16 protein-coding genes are annotated in these 13,308 nt (G+C 70.7%); 9 read left to right on the top strand and 7 right to left on the bottom strand.

All coding sequences use genetic code 11. The features are described 5' to 3' along the window. Positions 1-189 precede the first annotated feature (189 nt). The 5 genes from ndhC to AFR_RS40290 all read left to right on the top strand — a co-directional run bounded on the left by ndhC (position 190) and on the right by AFR_RS40290 (position 2,972). Positions 190-567 carry an NADH-quinone oxidoreductase subunit A gene (gene ndhC / locus AFR_RS40310; protein WP_023562610.1) on the top strand — a complete coding sequence of 126 codons (378 nt, stop codon included), beginning with the start codon at positions 190-192 and terminating at the stop codon, positions 565-567. An 83-nt stretch (positions 568-650) separates the two neighbouring features. Continuing rightward, positions 651-1,193 carry a DivIVA domain-containing protein gene (locus AFR_RS40305; protein ID WP_023562609.1) on the top strand — a complete coding sequence of 181 codons (543 nt, stop codon included), beginning with the start codon at positions 651-653 and terminating at the stop codon, positions 1,191-1,193. After that, a complete protein-coding gene (locus AFR_RS40300) occupies positions 1,190-1,687 on the top strand; it encodes an SRPBCC family protein (RefSeq protein WP_023562608.1) in 498 nt (165 codons plus the stop codon). Before AFR_RS40305 ends, AFR_RS40300 begins: the two co-directional genes overlap by 4 nt. A gap of 34 nt (positions 1,688-1,721) precedes the next feature. Next, positions 1,722-2,348, top strand: a complete 627-nt coding sequence (locus AFR_RS40295; protein ID WP_023562607.1) for a DNA-3-methyladenine glycosylase I — start codon at positions 1,722-1,724, stop codon at positions 2,346-2,348. Positions 2,349-2,414: 66 nt separating this feature from the next. Next, a complete protein-coding gene (locus tag AFR_RS40290) occupies positions 2,415-2,972 on the top strand; it encodes a hypothetical protein (protein WP_023562606.1) in 558 nt (185 codons plus the stop codon). Positions 2,973-3,020: 48 nt separating this feature from the next. Here the strand turns inward: AFR_RS40290 and AFR_RS40285 are convergent, their stop codons facing one another. The 3 genes from AFR_RS40285 to AFR_RS40275 form a co-directional block, all read right to left on the bottom strand. Further along, entirely contained in the window at positions 3,021-3,818 is a 798-nt protein-coding gene (locus tag AFR_RS40285) for a S1 family peptidase (protein ID WP_023562605.1), read from the bottom strand. An 82-nt stretch (positions 3,819-3,900) separates the two neighbouring features. After that, a complete protein-coding gene (locus tag AFR_RS40280) occupies positions 3,901-4,734 on the bottom strand; it encodes an enoyl-CoA hydratase-related protein (RefSeq protein WP_023562604.1) in 834 nt (277 codons plus the stop codon). Beyond that, positions 4,731-5,543 (bottom strand): PaaX family transcriptional regulator, encoded by an 813-nt coding sequence (locus tag AFR_RS40275; RefSeq protein ID WP_023562603.1) that lies wholly within the window; start codon positions 5,541-5,543, stop codon positions 4,731-4,733. Before AFR_RS40275 ends, AFR_RS40280 begins: the two co-directional genes overlap by 4 nt. A gap of 290 nt (positions 5,544-5,833) precedes the next feature. Between AFR_RS40275 and AFR_RS45630 the strand changes: the two genes are divergently transcribed. Next, a complete protein-coding gene (locus AFR_RS45630; RefSeq protein WP_015625691.1) occupies positions 5,834-6,001 on the top strand; it encodes a DUF3117 domain-containing protein in 168 nt (55 codons plus the stop codon). Between the two features lie 85 nt (positions 6,002-6,086). After that, positions 6,087-7,490, top strand: a complete 1,404-nt coding sequence (locus tag AFR_RS40270) for a leucyl aminopeptidase family protein (RefSeq protein WP_438829961.1) — start codon at positions 6,087-6,089, stop codon at positions 7,488-7,490. Between the two features lie 144 nt (positions 7,491-7,634). On the opposite strand, the gene AFR_RS40265 is transcribed toward AFR_RS40270, so the two are convergent. Further along, the gene (locus AFR_RS40265; RefSeq protein ID WP_041843354.1) at positions 7,635-8,243 is read right to left on the bottom strand and encodes an O-methyltransferase; all 609 of its coding nucleotides are present in this window, start codon (positions 8,241-8,243) and stop codon (positions 7,635-7,637) included. 259 nt (positions 8,244-8,502) lie between these two features. Here AFR_RS40265 and AFR_RS40260 point away from each other — a divergent pair, with 259 nt between their 5' ends. Beyond that, positions 8,503-9,771: a S1C family serine protease gene (locus AFR_RS40260; RefSeq protein WP_041841510.1), complete on the top strand. Its 1,269-nt coding sequence runs from the start codon at positions 8,503-8,505 to the stop codon at positions 9,769-9,771. A gap of 77 nt (positions 9,772-9,848) precedes the next feature. Next, positions 9,849-10,289, top strand: coding sequence for a twin-arginine translocase TatA/TatE family subunit (locus AFR_RS40255; protein WP_023562599.1), 441 nt, complete (start codon positions 9,849-9,851; stop codon positions 10,287-10,289). Positions 10,290-10,292: 3 nt separating this feature from the next. On the opposite strand, the gene AFR_RS40250 is transcribed toward AFR_RS40255, so the two are convergent. From AFR_RS40250 to AFR_RS40240, 3 genes are read right to left on the bottom strand one after another with little or no spacing between them, the layout of a single operon-like run. Then, the gene (locus AFR_RS40250) at positions 10,293-11,444 is read right to left on the bottom strand and encodes an Mrp/NBP35 family ATP-binding protein (RefSeq protein ID WP_023562598.1); all 1,152 of its coding nucleotides are present in this window, start codon (positions 11,442-11,444) and stop codon (positions 10,293-10,295) included. Positions 11,445-11,465: 21 nt separating this feature from the next. Further along, positions 11,466-11,999 (bottom strand): DUF1003 domain-containing protein, encoded by a 534-nt coding sequence (locus AFR_RS40245; RefSeq protein WP_023562597.1) that lies wholly within the window; start codon positions 11,997-11,999, stop codon positions 11,466-11,468. Continuing rightward, complete coding sequence (locus AFR_RS40240) at positions 11,996-13,285, bottom strand: magnesium transporter MgtE N-terminal domain-containing protein (RefSeq protein ID WP_023562596.1); 1,290 nt, start codon at positions 13,283-13,285, stop codon at positions 11,996-11,998. Before AFR_RS40240 ends, AFR_RS40245 begins: the two co-directional genes overlap by 4 nt. Positions 13,286-13,308 lie beyond the last annotated feature (23 nt).

The raw sequence follows: 13,308 nt of genomic DNA, 5'->3' as shown, positions 1-13,308 counted from the left end.
CCTGAGGGCGCGGGCCGGCGGGTACGCACGTCGATGAGCCGGCCCGCAATAGTCACTTCCAGCCTACGTCGGCACTCCTTACCACCGAGGTTTCGGGGGCGTGTCCGACTTCAGACCGTTGACCACAGTAGCCAGGTAAGGCTTGCCTGAGCCAACCGAGTCCATCCTTCGGTTCGCTACGCTGCTCGCGTGGACGGGTATCTGGGTTCGTACGCCACGCTGGGGCTGCTGCTGGCCGCCGGCGTGCTCGTCTTCGTGGGTGCGTTCGGGGCGAACAAGCTGCTCAGCCCCGCTCATCCGGCGGAGCCCGCGGGTAAGCGGATGACCTACGAGAGCGGCGTCGACCCGGTCGGCGGCGACTGGGCGCAGGCCCAGATCCGCTACTACGTCTATGCGTACCTGTACGTTCTGTTCGCGGTCGAGGCGGTCTTCCTCTTCCCGTGGGCGGTGATCTTCGACCGGCCCGGTTTCGGCCTGGTGACGGTGGTCGAGATGGCCATTTTCGTGGCTGTTCTCGCGCTGGGCATCGCGTACGCCTGGCGTAAGAAGATCCTCACCTGGACCTGACACCCCTCGATCGAGCCCGGCGTTTACCCGTGGGCGGGGTGGCGGGCTCGCCAGGTGGAGAGCGTCGTGCCACGATCGTGCCCATGGGTCAGCTTTTCCTCTTCATCGTCGTGGGCCTCGTGGTCGCGGCGATCGTCTTCGGTGTGACCGTCCTGGTGAGCGGCGGCGACTCCGGGCTGACGCCCGTCGAGCCCGACGGCAGGTCCCTGCCGCTGCCCAGCGACCGGCCGCTCGGCGAGGAGGACATCTTCCGCACCCGGTTCGACACCGGCTTCCGGGGATACCGGATGGCCCAGGTCGACCAGGCGCTCCAGCGGGCCGCCTATGACATCGGTTACAAGGGTGAGCTGATCGGGGTCCTCGAGGCCGAGGTCGCCGCACTGCGCGAGGGCCGGACGGCCGACGCGGACGTGCTGCGCCGCGCCCGTGAGGCCGCGGTGGCCCCGCCGCCGCCGGCCCCGGCCGAGGATGCGCAGCCCGAGGGCTCGCTGCCCGAGGCGCCACCGCCGCCCGGTAAGCCGGTCACGGAGGCCGAGCCCGCTGCCACTGCGGTCAAGGACGATCCCACGCCCGAGGAAGCCACTGCACGGGCCGCGGGCGACGGCGAGCCGGCGGAGCGTCGATGAGCGAGACCGGACCGATCAACAATCTCGGTGATGCCGCACGCCCGGGCACCGGTGAGGTGACCGCGACCGTCATCGTCAACGCCCCCGCGCCGCAGGTGTTCGCGGCGTTCATGAACTGGGAGCGCCAGTCCGACTGGATCCCGCTCACCAAGGTCCGGGTGGTCGAGGGTGACGGCGGCGAGGGCAGCCTGATCGAGGCGATCACCGGTGTCGGACGCGCCGGCCTGCGCGACGAGATGCGCGTGGTCCGGGTCGACGCGCCGTACGAGCTGCGGGTCGTGCACTGCGGCAAGGTGCTGCGCGGCCCCGGCTCGATGCGCTGCACGGCCATGGGTGGTGACCGCACCCAGGTTGTCATGCACGAGTGGTTCCACCTGCCCGGAGGCGCGGCGACGAAGGTCGCCTGGCCGCTGCTCTGGCCGGGTTCCAAGCTGAGCCTCAAGGCCTCCCTGAAGAAGTTCGGCCGGCTCGTCGAGGAAGGCCGCCTCCGCTGAGATTCTGCCGGTGGCAGCTCGTACGGTTGTCCGCATGACGGATGTGGTCGACGAGGCCGGCACCGACGGCCTGGTGATCGGCGCCGACGGGCGGGCCCGGTGCGCCTGGGGTGGCAGTACGCCCGACTACGAGCCCTACCACGATCTCGAGTGGGGCCGGCGGGTCGACGGTGACGACGCGCTCTTCGAGCGGATGTCGCTGGAGGCGTTCCAGTCCGGGCTCTCGTGGATCACGATCCTGCGCAAGCGGCCGGCCTTCCGGGCGGCCTTCGCGGGCTTCTCGATCACTGCGGTCGCTGCCTTCACCGAGCAGGACGCAGCCCGGCTGATGGCCGACACCGGCATCGTCCGCAACCGCATGAAGGTCGACGCCACGCTGCACAACGCCCGGGTCGCGGCCGGGCTGCCGGACGGCCTCGCGGCGCTGCTGTGGTCCTACGCCCCGGCACCGCGGCCCCGCCCGGCCTCGCGGGCGGACGTCCCGGCGATCACCCCCGAGTCGACTGCGCTGGCCAAAGACCTGAAAAAGCGGGGCTTCAAGTTTGTCGGCCCGACCACGGCCTACGCCCTGATGCAGGCGACCGGCATGGTCGACGATCATCTGGCGGGTTGTTTTGTGGCACCCACCCGCGAGCCCGCTGACGGCCTCCCGGCGGCCTGACGAGCCTCTGAGGGGCGGCGTGGGCCACCTGAGTCACCGGCGTGCGCCCGTGATGAGATGGTGCGCATGGCGCACTGGGCTGTGATCATTCCAGCGGATCGATGGGCGACCGAGCGGTTGTTCCATCACGACACCCTGACCGTGGCCGGTCTGGCCGGCGTGTCGCCGGAAGCGGGCGACGAGGTGCTGCTCGTGGCCGGTGAGGAGACGCCGCACGTCGTGGCGCTCGGCACGGTCGACGGCGCACCCGCGCGGCGCGGCGCCCACGGCGTTCCCGAACTGGTCGTGACCTACACCCGGCGGGCCTTCGACGAGCCCGTGCCGGCCGACGAGCTCAAGCTGGCCGAGCCGGTGGCCGAGGTCGACGGGGAGCTGTTCCGGCGCCTCGCGACGCGGCTGACCGGGGGTTTCGAGCGGCGCACCTGGCTGGTCAGCCTGGACCTGCCGATCGAGGCCGCGACACCCGCCGAGGCGGTACGCCAGTTCTGGTCGTACGTGCTGGAGCTGGGGCCCGCCGAGCTGCCGGCGTTCGTCTCGCCGTCCGGTGACGAGCTGGCCATGCAGGCGTTCGTGCTGGGCGCCGAGGCCAACCTCGACCCGGAAGAGGACGAGGACGACGACTGACACGAAGGGCCCGGAGCTCGATGCTCCGGGCCCTCCGTGGTGCAGAAGTCAGCCGCCGAGACTCGCCGCTGCCGAGGCGATCGCGGAGGAGAAGTAGCTCACCTGGGTGTAGACGCCGGGCTTGTTGGGCCGGGCACAACCGTCGCCCCAGCTCACGATGCCGACCTGGATCCAGGCGTTGGACGCGTTGCGGCGGAACATCGGGCCGCCCGAGTCGCCCTGGCAGGTGTCGACGCCACCGGCGGTGTAACCCGCGCAGATCTCGTCGGTCGCGACGATCTGCCCGTTGTACATCGAGCTCGAGTTGCAGGTGCTGTCACTGACGAACGGCACCGTGGCCTTGAGCAGGTACCGCTGCTGGCCGCCGCCCTCGGTCGCCGCACCCCAGCCGGCGATCGTGAAGGTGCCCGAGTCGAACGCCGTGGTGGTGGCGATCGGCAGGGTCGCGAAGCCGGTGACCGGGCTGGACAGGCGGATCAGGGCCCAGTCCTTGCCGTTGCCGTTGTACCCGGGCGCCCGGTAGACGTAGTTCGACCGGCGGGTGACCTTGCTGGTCGAGTTGAGGTCGACCACACCGATGGTCGCGGTGATCGACGTGGTCGCGCCGGTGCGGTTCACACAGTGGGCGGCCGTCAGCACCAGCGTCGGGCTGTAGAGCGCGCCGCCGCAGCCCATCGACAGCCGGACCATGAACGGGAACTCACCCTGCGTGGCCCGGGTGCCTCCGACGACCTTCTGCGGACCGTCGGGCTCCGCCGAGGCGGGCGAGGCCGACACCAGGGTGCCCATCGAGGCCACCGTGAGTGCGGCCGCCAGCCCACCCAGGATCCTGCGCCATCTGACCATCCAGACCTCCCCAGCCCGAGAACTTGATGCTGAGGAGTCAAACATTTACCGGCATGTATGGGGCTATCCCGAAAGACTCATATCATCGGCCCTCGAAGACCGGCCTTTCTTTCGCGACGAAGGACGCGACCGCGGCCTGGTGGTCCGCCGTCGCGCCGCAGATCGCCTGGGCCTGGGCCTCGGCGGCCAGCGCGTCCGACAGCGAGCCCGCGGTGCCGATGGAGAGCTCGCGCTTGATGGCGGCGTACGCGACGGTCGGGCCGGCGGCGAGCCGGGCGGCGAACTCCTGCGCGGTTGTCAGCACCTGCTCGTCGTCCTCGACCAGCTGGGTGAGCAGGCCGTACTCCATGCTCTCCTGGGCCCGCAGCGGCTGGGCGAGCAGCAGAAGCTCCAGGGCCCGGGCGCGGCCGACGATGTGCGGCAGCGACCACGAGATGCCGGTGTCACCGGCCAGCCCGACGTTCGCGAACGCCATCAGGAACGTGGTGCGCGGCCCGCCGATGCGGAAGTCGGCGAGCAGCGCCAGTGACGCGCCGGCGCCCGCCGCGGTGCCCCGGACGGCCGCGACGACCGGCTTCGGCAGGCTGGCCAGCCGCTGAGCGATCGGGTTGTAGTGCTGCCGCACGGTGTCCAGCTCGGTCGCGCCCTTCTTCAGGTCGCGTTCGTGCTCCCGCAGGTCCTGACCGACGCAGAACGCCTTGCCCGCGCCCGCCAGCACCACGGCCCGGATCGAGCGGTCCGTCTCGATCGACGCCAGGGTGTCCCGCAGCGCCTCCTTGAGGTCGACCGTGAGGGCGTTCATGGCGTCGGGGCGGTTCATGGTCAGGGTGACGACCGCGTCGGTGCGGTCGACGAGCAAGGAATCGGTCTTCAGTCCGATCGTGGGCGGTGGGTGGGGCGGTTGGATGGCGGTCATGTGTCTGAGAATCCCACACGGCCGCCCCTTGTCACTGAGGCCAGGCAGCGCTCGACGAAGCGATCGGCCGGGGGACGCAGGCGAGTGGCGTGCCGGTCGAAGAACGTCGCGGCGCTGGCGCCGGGCCACCGGGCCGGAAGCAGGGACGCCGGCAGCTGCGGATCGCGGAAGAGGAACGAGCGCCAGGCGTGAACGAGCTGGAAGCGGGCCGCGTACGCCTCCTCGTCGGAGCTGCGGGCGTTCACGGCGGTGACGATCGGGCGCTGGACTTCGATGAACTCCTCGTACGCCCGGCCGATCTCGGTCAGGTCCCACGCCCGTCCGACCACCTCCGCCGCACCGGGCGAACCGGCGGCGTGGCTGGCGCTGAACCGCTCGAAGCCGACCGCCGCGTCGGTCAGGACGGCGTCGATCTCGTCCGCGGCGCGGGGCGCGACCCAGGCAAGTTCGCCGAGCATTCCGTACCCGAGAAAAGTCAGTCGTTTGGCCTCGCGGCGCGGAACCGGGGCATTTGTCAGGACGAGGTCGAAGCGTCCGTCCCAGCCGTTGCGGCCGGTCCGGTAGATCCGGGCCGACGCCTCGTCGAGGCGGCGGGCGGCCTTGGGTGTCAGCAGATAGCCCGGGCCGGACACCAGTCGCATAGGGTGCAACCAGCCCTGACGCACCATCCGGGACACCGCGGTGCGCACCGCGGGCGGCGCGATCCCGACCGGAGCGAGCAGTTTGACGAGGGCTGCGACCGGCGCGCGGCCCCCTCTCGGGCGCAGATAGTCGCCGTAGAGGTCGAAGAGTGCCGACCGCGCCTGCATGACCGCACATTGTGACAGCCGGAAAGGCGATATGCTAGACGCTGTCACATCAGCCCGGGCTGGGTTTGGGTTCGCCGGTGTTCATCAGGGAAAATGTTTGATCGGCACGGTGAGCCACGTCGCGTGACGTTGGGCGAGGCTCGCAGCGCTGCGGTCTCGGGTCGGTCCAGCGGGGGCGACTCCGCCGGTCGGAAACGAGGTACGGCGCATCGTGGGGCTGAGCACGGTGCGTTGACGAAGTGGCTGTGGGGTAACCCACCGACCCTGATGTAGGTCTGAGGGGAGACAAGATGGCGGCGATGAAGCCGCGGACGGGCGATGGTCCGCTGGAGGTCACCAAGGAAGGGCGCGGGATCGTCATGCGCGTCCCGCTGGAGGGTGGTGGCCGTCTCGTCGTTGAGATGACTCCGGACGAGGCCAACGCGCTTGGTGACGCGTTGAAGGCGATCGCCGGCTGACGTTTCACGTGGCCCGCCGGTACGGTACCTGCCGTACCGGCGGGCTTTCCACGTCCTGAGGAAAGGTCATCCTCCAGTGTTCGCGATCCGTCTCTCCGCCGACGAGGGCCCCGGCACCCGGGTGCTTCTGGTCGACGACTCCGCGGTGCTCGCGGGCGGCGACGACGAGACCGCCGAATTGCGGTCGACTGCCGAAGACGCAGGTCGGGCGGGTGCGGTGCAGATTTTCCCGCGCCCTTTGCGCGTCCCGGCCAAGGTGCTGCTGGCTGGTGCCGGTGCCGCCGACGAGACCTCGCTGCGGACGGCCGGAGCCGCGATCTCCCGGTCCGCAGCCGACGACGAGCCACTCACCGTGCTGCTCCCCGACAACTTCCCCCCGGCTGCGGTCCGTGGCCTCGCCGAGGGGCTCTGGCTCGGCGCCTACCGCTTCCACGAGGCCCCGCGACCGCCACGCTCGGCGCCGGTCACCCTCACCACGACCACCCCTGACGCGTACGCCCGGAGCCTCGAAACCGCACGGGTGACCGCCGCGGCGACCTGGCTGGCGCGCGACCTGACCAACACGCCGTCCGCGGTGAAGAACCCGGCCTGGTTCGCCGCGCAGGTGGTCGCCGAGGCCGCGACACGCCCGGGCGTCACCGTGACCGTACGCGGGCCGGAGCGCCTCACCGCCGAGGGCTTCGGGGGCATCCTGGCGGTCGGTGGCGGCTCCGCCACACCGCCGCACCTGGTCGAGCTGAGCTGGAATCCACCGTCCGCGTCCCGCCATGTGGTCCTCGTCGGCAAGGGAATCACCTTCGACACCGGCGGCATCTCGATCAAGACGCGCGACGGCATGAAGCTGATGAAGAAGGACATGGGCGGCGCCGCGGCGGTCGTCGCGGCCACGCTGGCGGCCGCCGACCTGTCGCTACCGGTCCGGGTCACCGCGCTGGCGCCGCTGGCCGAGAACGCAGTGAGCGGCTCCGCGTTCCGCCCGGGTGACGTCATCACGCAGTGGGACGGCACCACCACCGAGTCCACCAACTCCGACGCCGAGGGCCGCCTGGTTCTCGCCGACGCGCTCGCTTACGCCGTCGCCGAGCTGGAGCCGGACCTGGTGATCGACCTGGCCACGCTGACCGGGGCCAACGCGGTCGCGCTCGGCAAGCGCACAGCCGCCCTCTACAGCCACAACGACGACCTGGCCGCCGCGCTGGCGGCCGCGGGTGAGGCGGCCGGCGAGCGGATGTGGCGGCTGCCGCTGCCCGATGAATACGTCGACTACCTGCACAGCGACATCGCCGACCGGCACAGCTCACCGTCGATGGGTGCCGGCTCGGTCGTCGCCGCCCTCTTCCTGCAGGAGTTCCTGGGCGACCGGGCCGACCGCTGGGCCCACCTCGACATGTCCGCCCCGAGCTGGGCCGAGAAGAACGAAGCCGACCTCACCAAGGGCGCCACCGGCTGGGGCGCCCGCATGCTCCTGCGCTATCTCCTTACCGCCTGACTGAGTCATGGCCGCGCCTCCGGCACGGCGGGATTGCGCCCCTCGAGGTCGTTGCCGAGGTCACCGAAAATGACCACGGCAAAGGGCGCCTAGTCCTTTTCGGCGCCCTCGACAACGACGGGCGCAATCCGACTCTGGTTGCGGTTACCGCCTGACGGCGGCGAGGAGGCCGGCGCCGGTGGGGATGAGGGCGGGGGTCCAGTCCTCGGATTCGCGGAGGGCCTTGACGGTTTCGCGGATGGTGATGGTGTCGACGTCGCGGGCGGCCGGGTCGCTGATGCGGCCGCCGGCCAGGGCGCCGTTGACGATCAGGATGCCGCCGGGGCGCAGCAGGCGGAGGGCGGCCTCGGCGCAGGCGCCGAACTCCGTGGCGTCCGCGTCGACGAAGACCAGGTCGTAGACGCCGTCGGCCAGGCGGGGCAGGACGTCCAGCGCGCGGCCGGTGATGATGCGGGTGCGGGACGAGGCGAAGCCCGCCTCCTGGAAGATGCGGCGGGCGATGCGCTGGTGCTCGTTCTCGACGTCGATCGTGGTCAGGACGCCGTCGGCGCGCATGCCACGGAGCAGCCAGACGCCGCTGACGCCCGTACCGGTGCCGATCTCGACGACCGCCTTGGCGCTGCCCGCCGCGGCGAGCAGGCTCAGCACGGACCCCGCGCCGGGGGTCACGGCCGCGAGGCCGACCTCCTGGGCCAGGCTCCGCGCGGTCTGCAGGACGATGTCCTCGGCGGCGTACGCCTCGGCGAACTGCATCGACTGCGCGGTCGGGGTGCCGAGCGATCGGGCTGCGGTGACGATGACAACCTCCGTCGGGGGGAGAGGATGAGCAGTCCGGAACCGGTGCACATCGGGTATGAGCGTAGAGCGATGCTCACCCTTCGCGCACCGGGACTTCGGCGGCGGAAAGCGACGGCGGACCGCCTCGCGTCCCACTGAGCGGATGATCGGTGCCGATCCGTGTCATCCTGGATGCGGAGCCGGGGGTTCCAGTGCGACGAGTGGAGGCATCGACGTGACCGACGGTTGGAACTGGCGCCAGCCTCAACCGCCGCCGTCCCCCACGCCCGGAGCATCGACCGGCTCACCGTGGTGGTCCGATGCGATGTCCGATCCGTGGCGGGACCCGTACGCACCGTCGGCCGTGGTGGTGCCGACCGCGCCGGTGAGCACGGGCCCGCAGCTGGAGCCCATCGCCGACCCGGACGCACCGCGCCGATCGATGACGCCGATCCTGCTGATCTGCCTGGTCACGGCCCTGCTCGCCGGTGGTCTGGGCGGCACCCTGGGCTTCGTCTTCGCCACGCGCAGTGGTGTCGGCGGCGGCGGTACGCAGCTCGGCGGCACCCCGCTGGCAGCCCCGTCGGCGGCCCAGCGGGCACCCGAATCACTGGCCGGTGTGGCCAAGCAGGTGCTGCCGAGCGTGGTCACCGTGCGGGTCACGGGCGCCATCGGATCCGGCTTTGTCATCTCCTCGGACGGTTACGTGGTGACCAACGACCACGTCGTCGAGAGTGCCGACAAGACGCTGTCGGTGTCGTTCAGCGACGGCTCGACGGCCTCCGCAACGGTGGTCGGCCGCGATCCCGAGTCCGACCTGGCAGTGATCAAAGTCGCAAAAGACGACATGACCGCCGTGCAGCTCGGCGACTCCGACTCGATCGCGGTCGGCGACCCGGTTCTGGCCTTCGGCTCGCCGCTGGCACTGGTCAACACCGTCACCTCCGGCATCGTCAGCGCGCTGGACCGCACGATCCAGGCCGGCGACCCGGGTGGTCAGGTCCGCTACTACGCGGCGATCCAGACCGACGCGGCCGTCAACCAGGGCAACTCCGGTGGGCCGCTCGTCGACGCGGCGGGCCGGGTGGTCGGGGTCAACTCCGTGATCCGTTCCGTCGGTGGCAGCGACACCGAGGCGGGCAACATCGGCCTGGCCTTCGCCATCCCGATCAACCAGGCCAAGCGCATCGCCAAGGACATCATCGACTTCGGCAAGGCCCGGCGTACGGTCATCGGCGCCGAGGTCGCGACCGGAGGCTCGACCGGGTCCACGGGTTCGGTGGGCGCCCGGCTGCGCTCGGTCGAACCGGCCGGTCCGGCGGCGACGGCGGGCCTGAAGTCCGGCGACGTCATCACCAAGATCAACGGTCACGTCCTCGAGGACGGCACTGACCTGATCGCCCTGGTCCGCAAGTACGCACCGGCCTCGGTGGTCGCGGTCGAGTACCGCCGCGGCACCAAGATTCAGTCGGCGTCGGTCACCCTGGCGGCCGACGCGAAGTGAAACGTCCTCACGGGCGGGCGGCACGCGCACAGCGAACGTGCGTAGTCTTGCCCGGGTAGGGACGAGGGAGGTCGGCCGTGTTCGAAAACCTGAACTGGTGGGAGATCGGCGCGCTGCTCATGCTCGCGCTGCTGATCTTCGGTGAGCGCCTGCCCAAGGTGATCGGCGACGGGCTGCGCATGCTCCGAGGTCTGCGGGCCATGGCGCAGAACGCGACCACCGACCTGAGCCGCGAGCTCGGCACCGACATCCAGCTCCAGGACCTGCACCCGAAGGCCTTCATCCGCAAGCATCTGCTGAGCGAGGAGGACGAGCAGGCGATCCGCAAGCCGCTCCAGGGCCTCTTCGAGGACGTCAAGAGTGACCTCGACGGTGTGAAGTCGGATCTGAGCGACGTCGCCTCCGCGGCCGACCTGAAGGCCCGCCGCAACGACATCAGCCCCGCCTCGAACGGCAGCGGCGCCGCAGTGGAAAAGTCCACCCCGGCGCCGCGCACGTTCGATCTCGACGCTACCTAGGCCCTACCTCCGGGCGCTGACCGTCAGGCCGAGCGGCTTGCCGACCAGCGACTCACGCCGGATGGCCAGGCGGTCCGCGACCGCGTCCAGCGCCTTGGCGGCCGGGGCGTCCGGTTCGGCCAGCACGACGGGCGTGCCCGCGTCACCCGCCTCGCGCACCCGGGTGTCCAGCGGGATCTGACCCAGCAGCGGCACCGAGGCACCCATGGTCTGCGTGAGCGAGTCGGCGACCGTCTGGCCGCCACCCGCGCCGAAGACCTCCATGCGGGAGCCGTCGGGCAGCTCGAGCCACGACATGTTCTCCACCACACCCACGAGGCGCTGGTGGGTCTGCATCGCGATCGCGCCGGCCCGCTCGGCCACCTCGGCGGCGGCCATCTGCGGGGTGGTCACGACCAGGATCTCGGCGTTCGGGAGCAGCTGGGCCAGCGAGATCGCCACGTCGCCGGTGCCCGGCGGCAGGTCCAGCAGCAGCACGTCGAGCTCGCCCCAGAAGACGTCGGCGAGGAACTGCTGCAGCGCGCGGTGGAGCATCGGCCCGCGCCAGACGACGGCGGCGTTGCCCGCGGTGAACATCCCGATCGAGATGACCTTCACGCCGTGCGACTGCGGCGGCATGATCATGTCTTCGACGCGGGTGGGACGGCCCTCGACGCCGAGCATCCGGGGCACCGAGTGGCCGTAGATGTCCGCGTCGACCACGCCGACCGACAGGCCCCGCTTGGCCAGGGACGCGGCCAGGTTCACGGTGACGCTGGACTTGCCGACGCCGCCCTTGCCGCTGGCCACGGCGTACACCCGGGTCTTGGAGCCGGGCTGGGCGAACGGGATGACCGGCTCGGCGGGCTGTTCGCCGCCGCCGCGCAGCGTGACCTGGAGGGCCTTGCGCTGCTCCTCGGTCATCACGCCGAAATCGATGTCCACCGAGGTGATGCCCGGGATCGTGGTGACCGCGGCGGTGATGTCGGAGGTGAGTTTGTCCCGCAGCGGGCAGCCGGCGACCGTGAGCAGCAGCTCGACCTTCACGCTGCTGCCGGAGACCGTGAAGCCCTTGACCATGCCGAGATCGGTGATCGGCTTGCGGATCTCGGGGTCGTCGACGGTGGCGAGAGCCGCCTGAATGGCGTCTTCGATGGTGGGGGCAGGTGCGGACATGCCGACCATGCTACGTCGGTGTCAGGTCCGCTCCTCCTCCCACTCCTTGCGTTCCAGCTTCTGTCGTCGATGCGCTGCCTCGTCCAACTCGTCGGCCAGCCGGGCCAGCTCGGAGCGGACGAAGTCACGGGTCGCCACTTCACCCACGGCGATCCGCAGCGAGGCGATCTCCCGGGCCAGGTACTCCGTGTCGGCCTTCTGCATCGCCGCCCGCCGGCGGTCCTCTTCCATGGTCAACCGGTCCCGGTCGGCCTGCCTGTTCTGCGCGAGCAGGATCAGCGGCGCCGCATAGGACGCCTGCAAGGACAGGACCAGAGTCAGGAACGTGAACGTGTACGGGTCGAAGCGCATCCCCGACGGCGCGAGGGTGTTCCACAAGAACCACGCGGCGATGACCAACGTCATGTAGACGATGAACTTGGCCGTGCCCATGTACCGGGCGATGCTCTCCGACCAGCGGCCGAACGCCTCGGGGTCGAAACGGGGCAGGCGGACCCGGCCCGGCTCGACGGGCTGGTCGAGGCGGTCGAGCCGGTCGCGACGCGGGTCGGTCATGCCGAGGCCCCGGGCAGGATCGGCGTCGGCGTCTCGTCCTGGATGTCACGGTCACGCCAGTCGCGGGGCAGCGAGTGGTCCAGCACGTCGTCCACCGTCACCGCCCCCACCAGCCTGTACGCGCTGTCGACCACGGGCATTGCCACCATGTCGTAGGTCGCCATCCGTCGGGTTATCTCGGTGAGATCCGTCTCGGGGCTCAGCGGGTCGAGGTCGGTCTCGATGATGCCGCCGAGGATCGAGGACGGGGGTTCGCGGAGCAGTCGCTGGAAGTGGACCATGCCGAGGTACTTCCCGCTCGGTGTGGCCGACGGCGCGCGGGCGACAAAAACCTGGGCCGCGACGACCGGCGACAGCTCGGGCTCGCGGATCCGGGCCAGCGCCTCGGCGACCGTGGCGTCCGGCGGCAGGATGACCGGCTCCGAAGTCATCACCGAGCCCGCGGTGCCGGGGGTGTAGCTCATCAGCTGGCGGACCGGCGCCGCCTCCTCGGGCTCCATCAGGTCCAGCAGGACCGCCTGTTCGGCCTTCGGCAGCTCGGCCAGGAGGTCGGCGGCGTCGTCCGGGTCCATCCGTTCGAGGACGTCCGCGGCCCGTTCGCGGTCCAGCTGGACCAGGATCTCGACCTGGTCGTGCTCGGGGAGCTCCTCGAGGACGTCGGCCAGCGTCCGGTCGCTCAGGGCGTGCGCGACCTCGTTACGCCGGGAGTCGGAGAGGTCCTGCAGGGCATTCGCCATGTCGGCCGGCCGCATCTGCTCGAGCAGCGCCACCAGGTTGGAGGTGCCCTGGGTGTCGGTCGGCCCGACCAGACCGCGTACGCGGTCGTACTCGACCTGGTAGGTGTGCCCGCGGCGGGTGAGGCGGCCGGAGTGTTCCCGGACGGCGACCCGGGTGATCAGCCACTCGTTGTTGCGGTTGAGCTCCATGCCGAGGTCGACCACCGAGCCGGGCTGGCCGGGGCCCTGGCGGTCCTCCGGCTCGACGGTCACCCGGCGGTCCAGCACCTCCTCGAGGACGAGCAGCTCGTTCGGCCGCTTCTCGAAGCGGCGCAGATTGAGCATGCCGGTGCTCAGCACGACGGATTCGGCGTCCATCGACGTGAACCGCCCGATGGGCAGAAAGATGCGCCGGCGCAGCGCCATCTCGGCGACCAGACCGACCACCTGCGGCGGTCTGTTCGTGGTGCGTAGACGGATGACGGCGTCGCGAACCCGGCCGACACGATCGCCGTTGGGGTCAAAAACGGGCAGCGCCGCGAGCCGCGCCAGGTAAACCCTGCTCCCCATGGTCACGGCTCCAGCCTAAGTTA

Origin of the sequence: Amorphoplanes friuliensis DSM 7358 (genome assembly GCF_000494755.1) — a bacterium.
GTDB lineage: Bacteria > Actinomycetota > Actinomycetes > Mycobacteriales > Micromonosporaceae > Actinoplanes > Actinoplanes friuliensis.
This window is presented reverse-complemented; position numbering and strand designations above follow the sequence as displayed.

Excerpts from the sequence above, each read along its gene's own strand:
- AFR_RS40285 (WP_023562605.1), bottom strand. The coding sequence starts at position 3,818 with ATGGTCAGATGGCGCAGGATCCTGGGTGGGCTGGCGGCCGCACTCACG.
- AFR_RS40245 (WP_023562597.1), bottom strand. The coding sequence starts at position 11,999 with ATGACCGACCCGCGTCGCGACCGGCTCGACCGCCTCGACCAGCCCGTC.
- AFR_RS40250 (WP_023562598.1), bottom strand. The coding sequence starts at position 11,444 with ATGTCCGCACCTGCCCCCACCATCGAAGACGCCATTCAGGCGGCTCTC.
- AFR_RS40300 (WP_023562608.1), top strand. The coding sequence starts at position 1,190 with ATGAGCGAGACCGGACCGATCAACAATCTCGGTGATGCCGCACGCCCG.
- AFR_RS40295 (WP_023562607.1), top strand. The coding sequence starts at position 1,722 with ATGACGGATGTGGTCGACGAGGCCGGCACCGACGGCCTGGTGATCGGC.
- AFR_RS40280 (WP_023562604.1), bottom strand. The coding sequence starts at position 4,734 with ATGACCGCCATCCAACCGCCCCACCCACCGCCCACGATCGGACTGAAG.
- AFR_RS40275 (WP_023562603.1), bottom strand. The coding sequence starts at position 5,543 with ATGCAGGCGCGGTCGGCACTCTTCGACCTCTACGGCGACTATCTGCGC.
- AFR_RS40290 (WP_023562606.1), top strand. The coding sequence starts at position 2,415 with ATGGCGCACTGGGCTGTGATCATTCCAGCGGATCGATGGGCGACCGAG.
- AFR_RS40265 (WP_041843354.1), bottom strand. The coding sequence starts at position 8,243 with ATGCAGTTCGCCGAGGCGTACGCCGCCGAGGACATCGTCCTGCAGACC.
- AFR_RS40240 (WP_023562596.1), bottom strand. The coding sequence starts at position 13,285 with ATGGGGAGCAGGGTTTACCTGGCGCGGCTCGCGGCGCTGCCCGTTTTT.
- AFR_RS40305 (WP_023562609.1), top strand. The coding sequence starts at position 651 with ATGGGTCAGCTTTTCCTCTTCATCGTCGTGGGCCTCGTGGTCGCGGCG.
- AFR_RS45630 (WP_015625691.1), top strand. The coding sequence starts at position 5,834 with ATGGCGGCGATGAAGCCGCGGACGGGCGATGGTCCGCTGGAGGTCACC.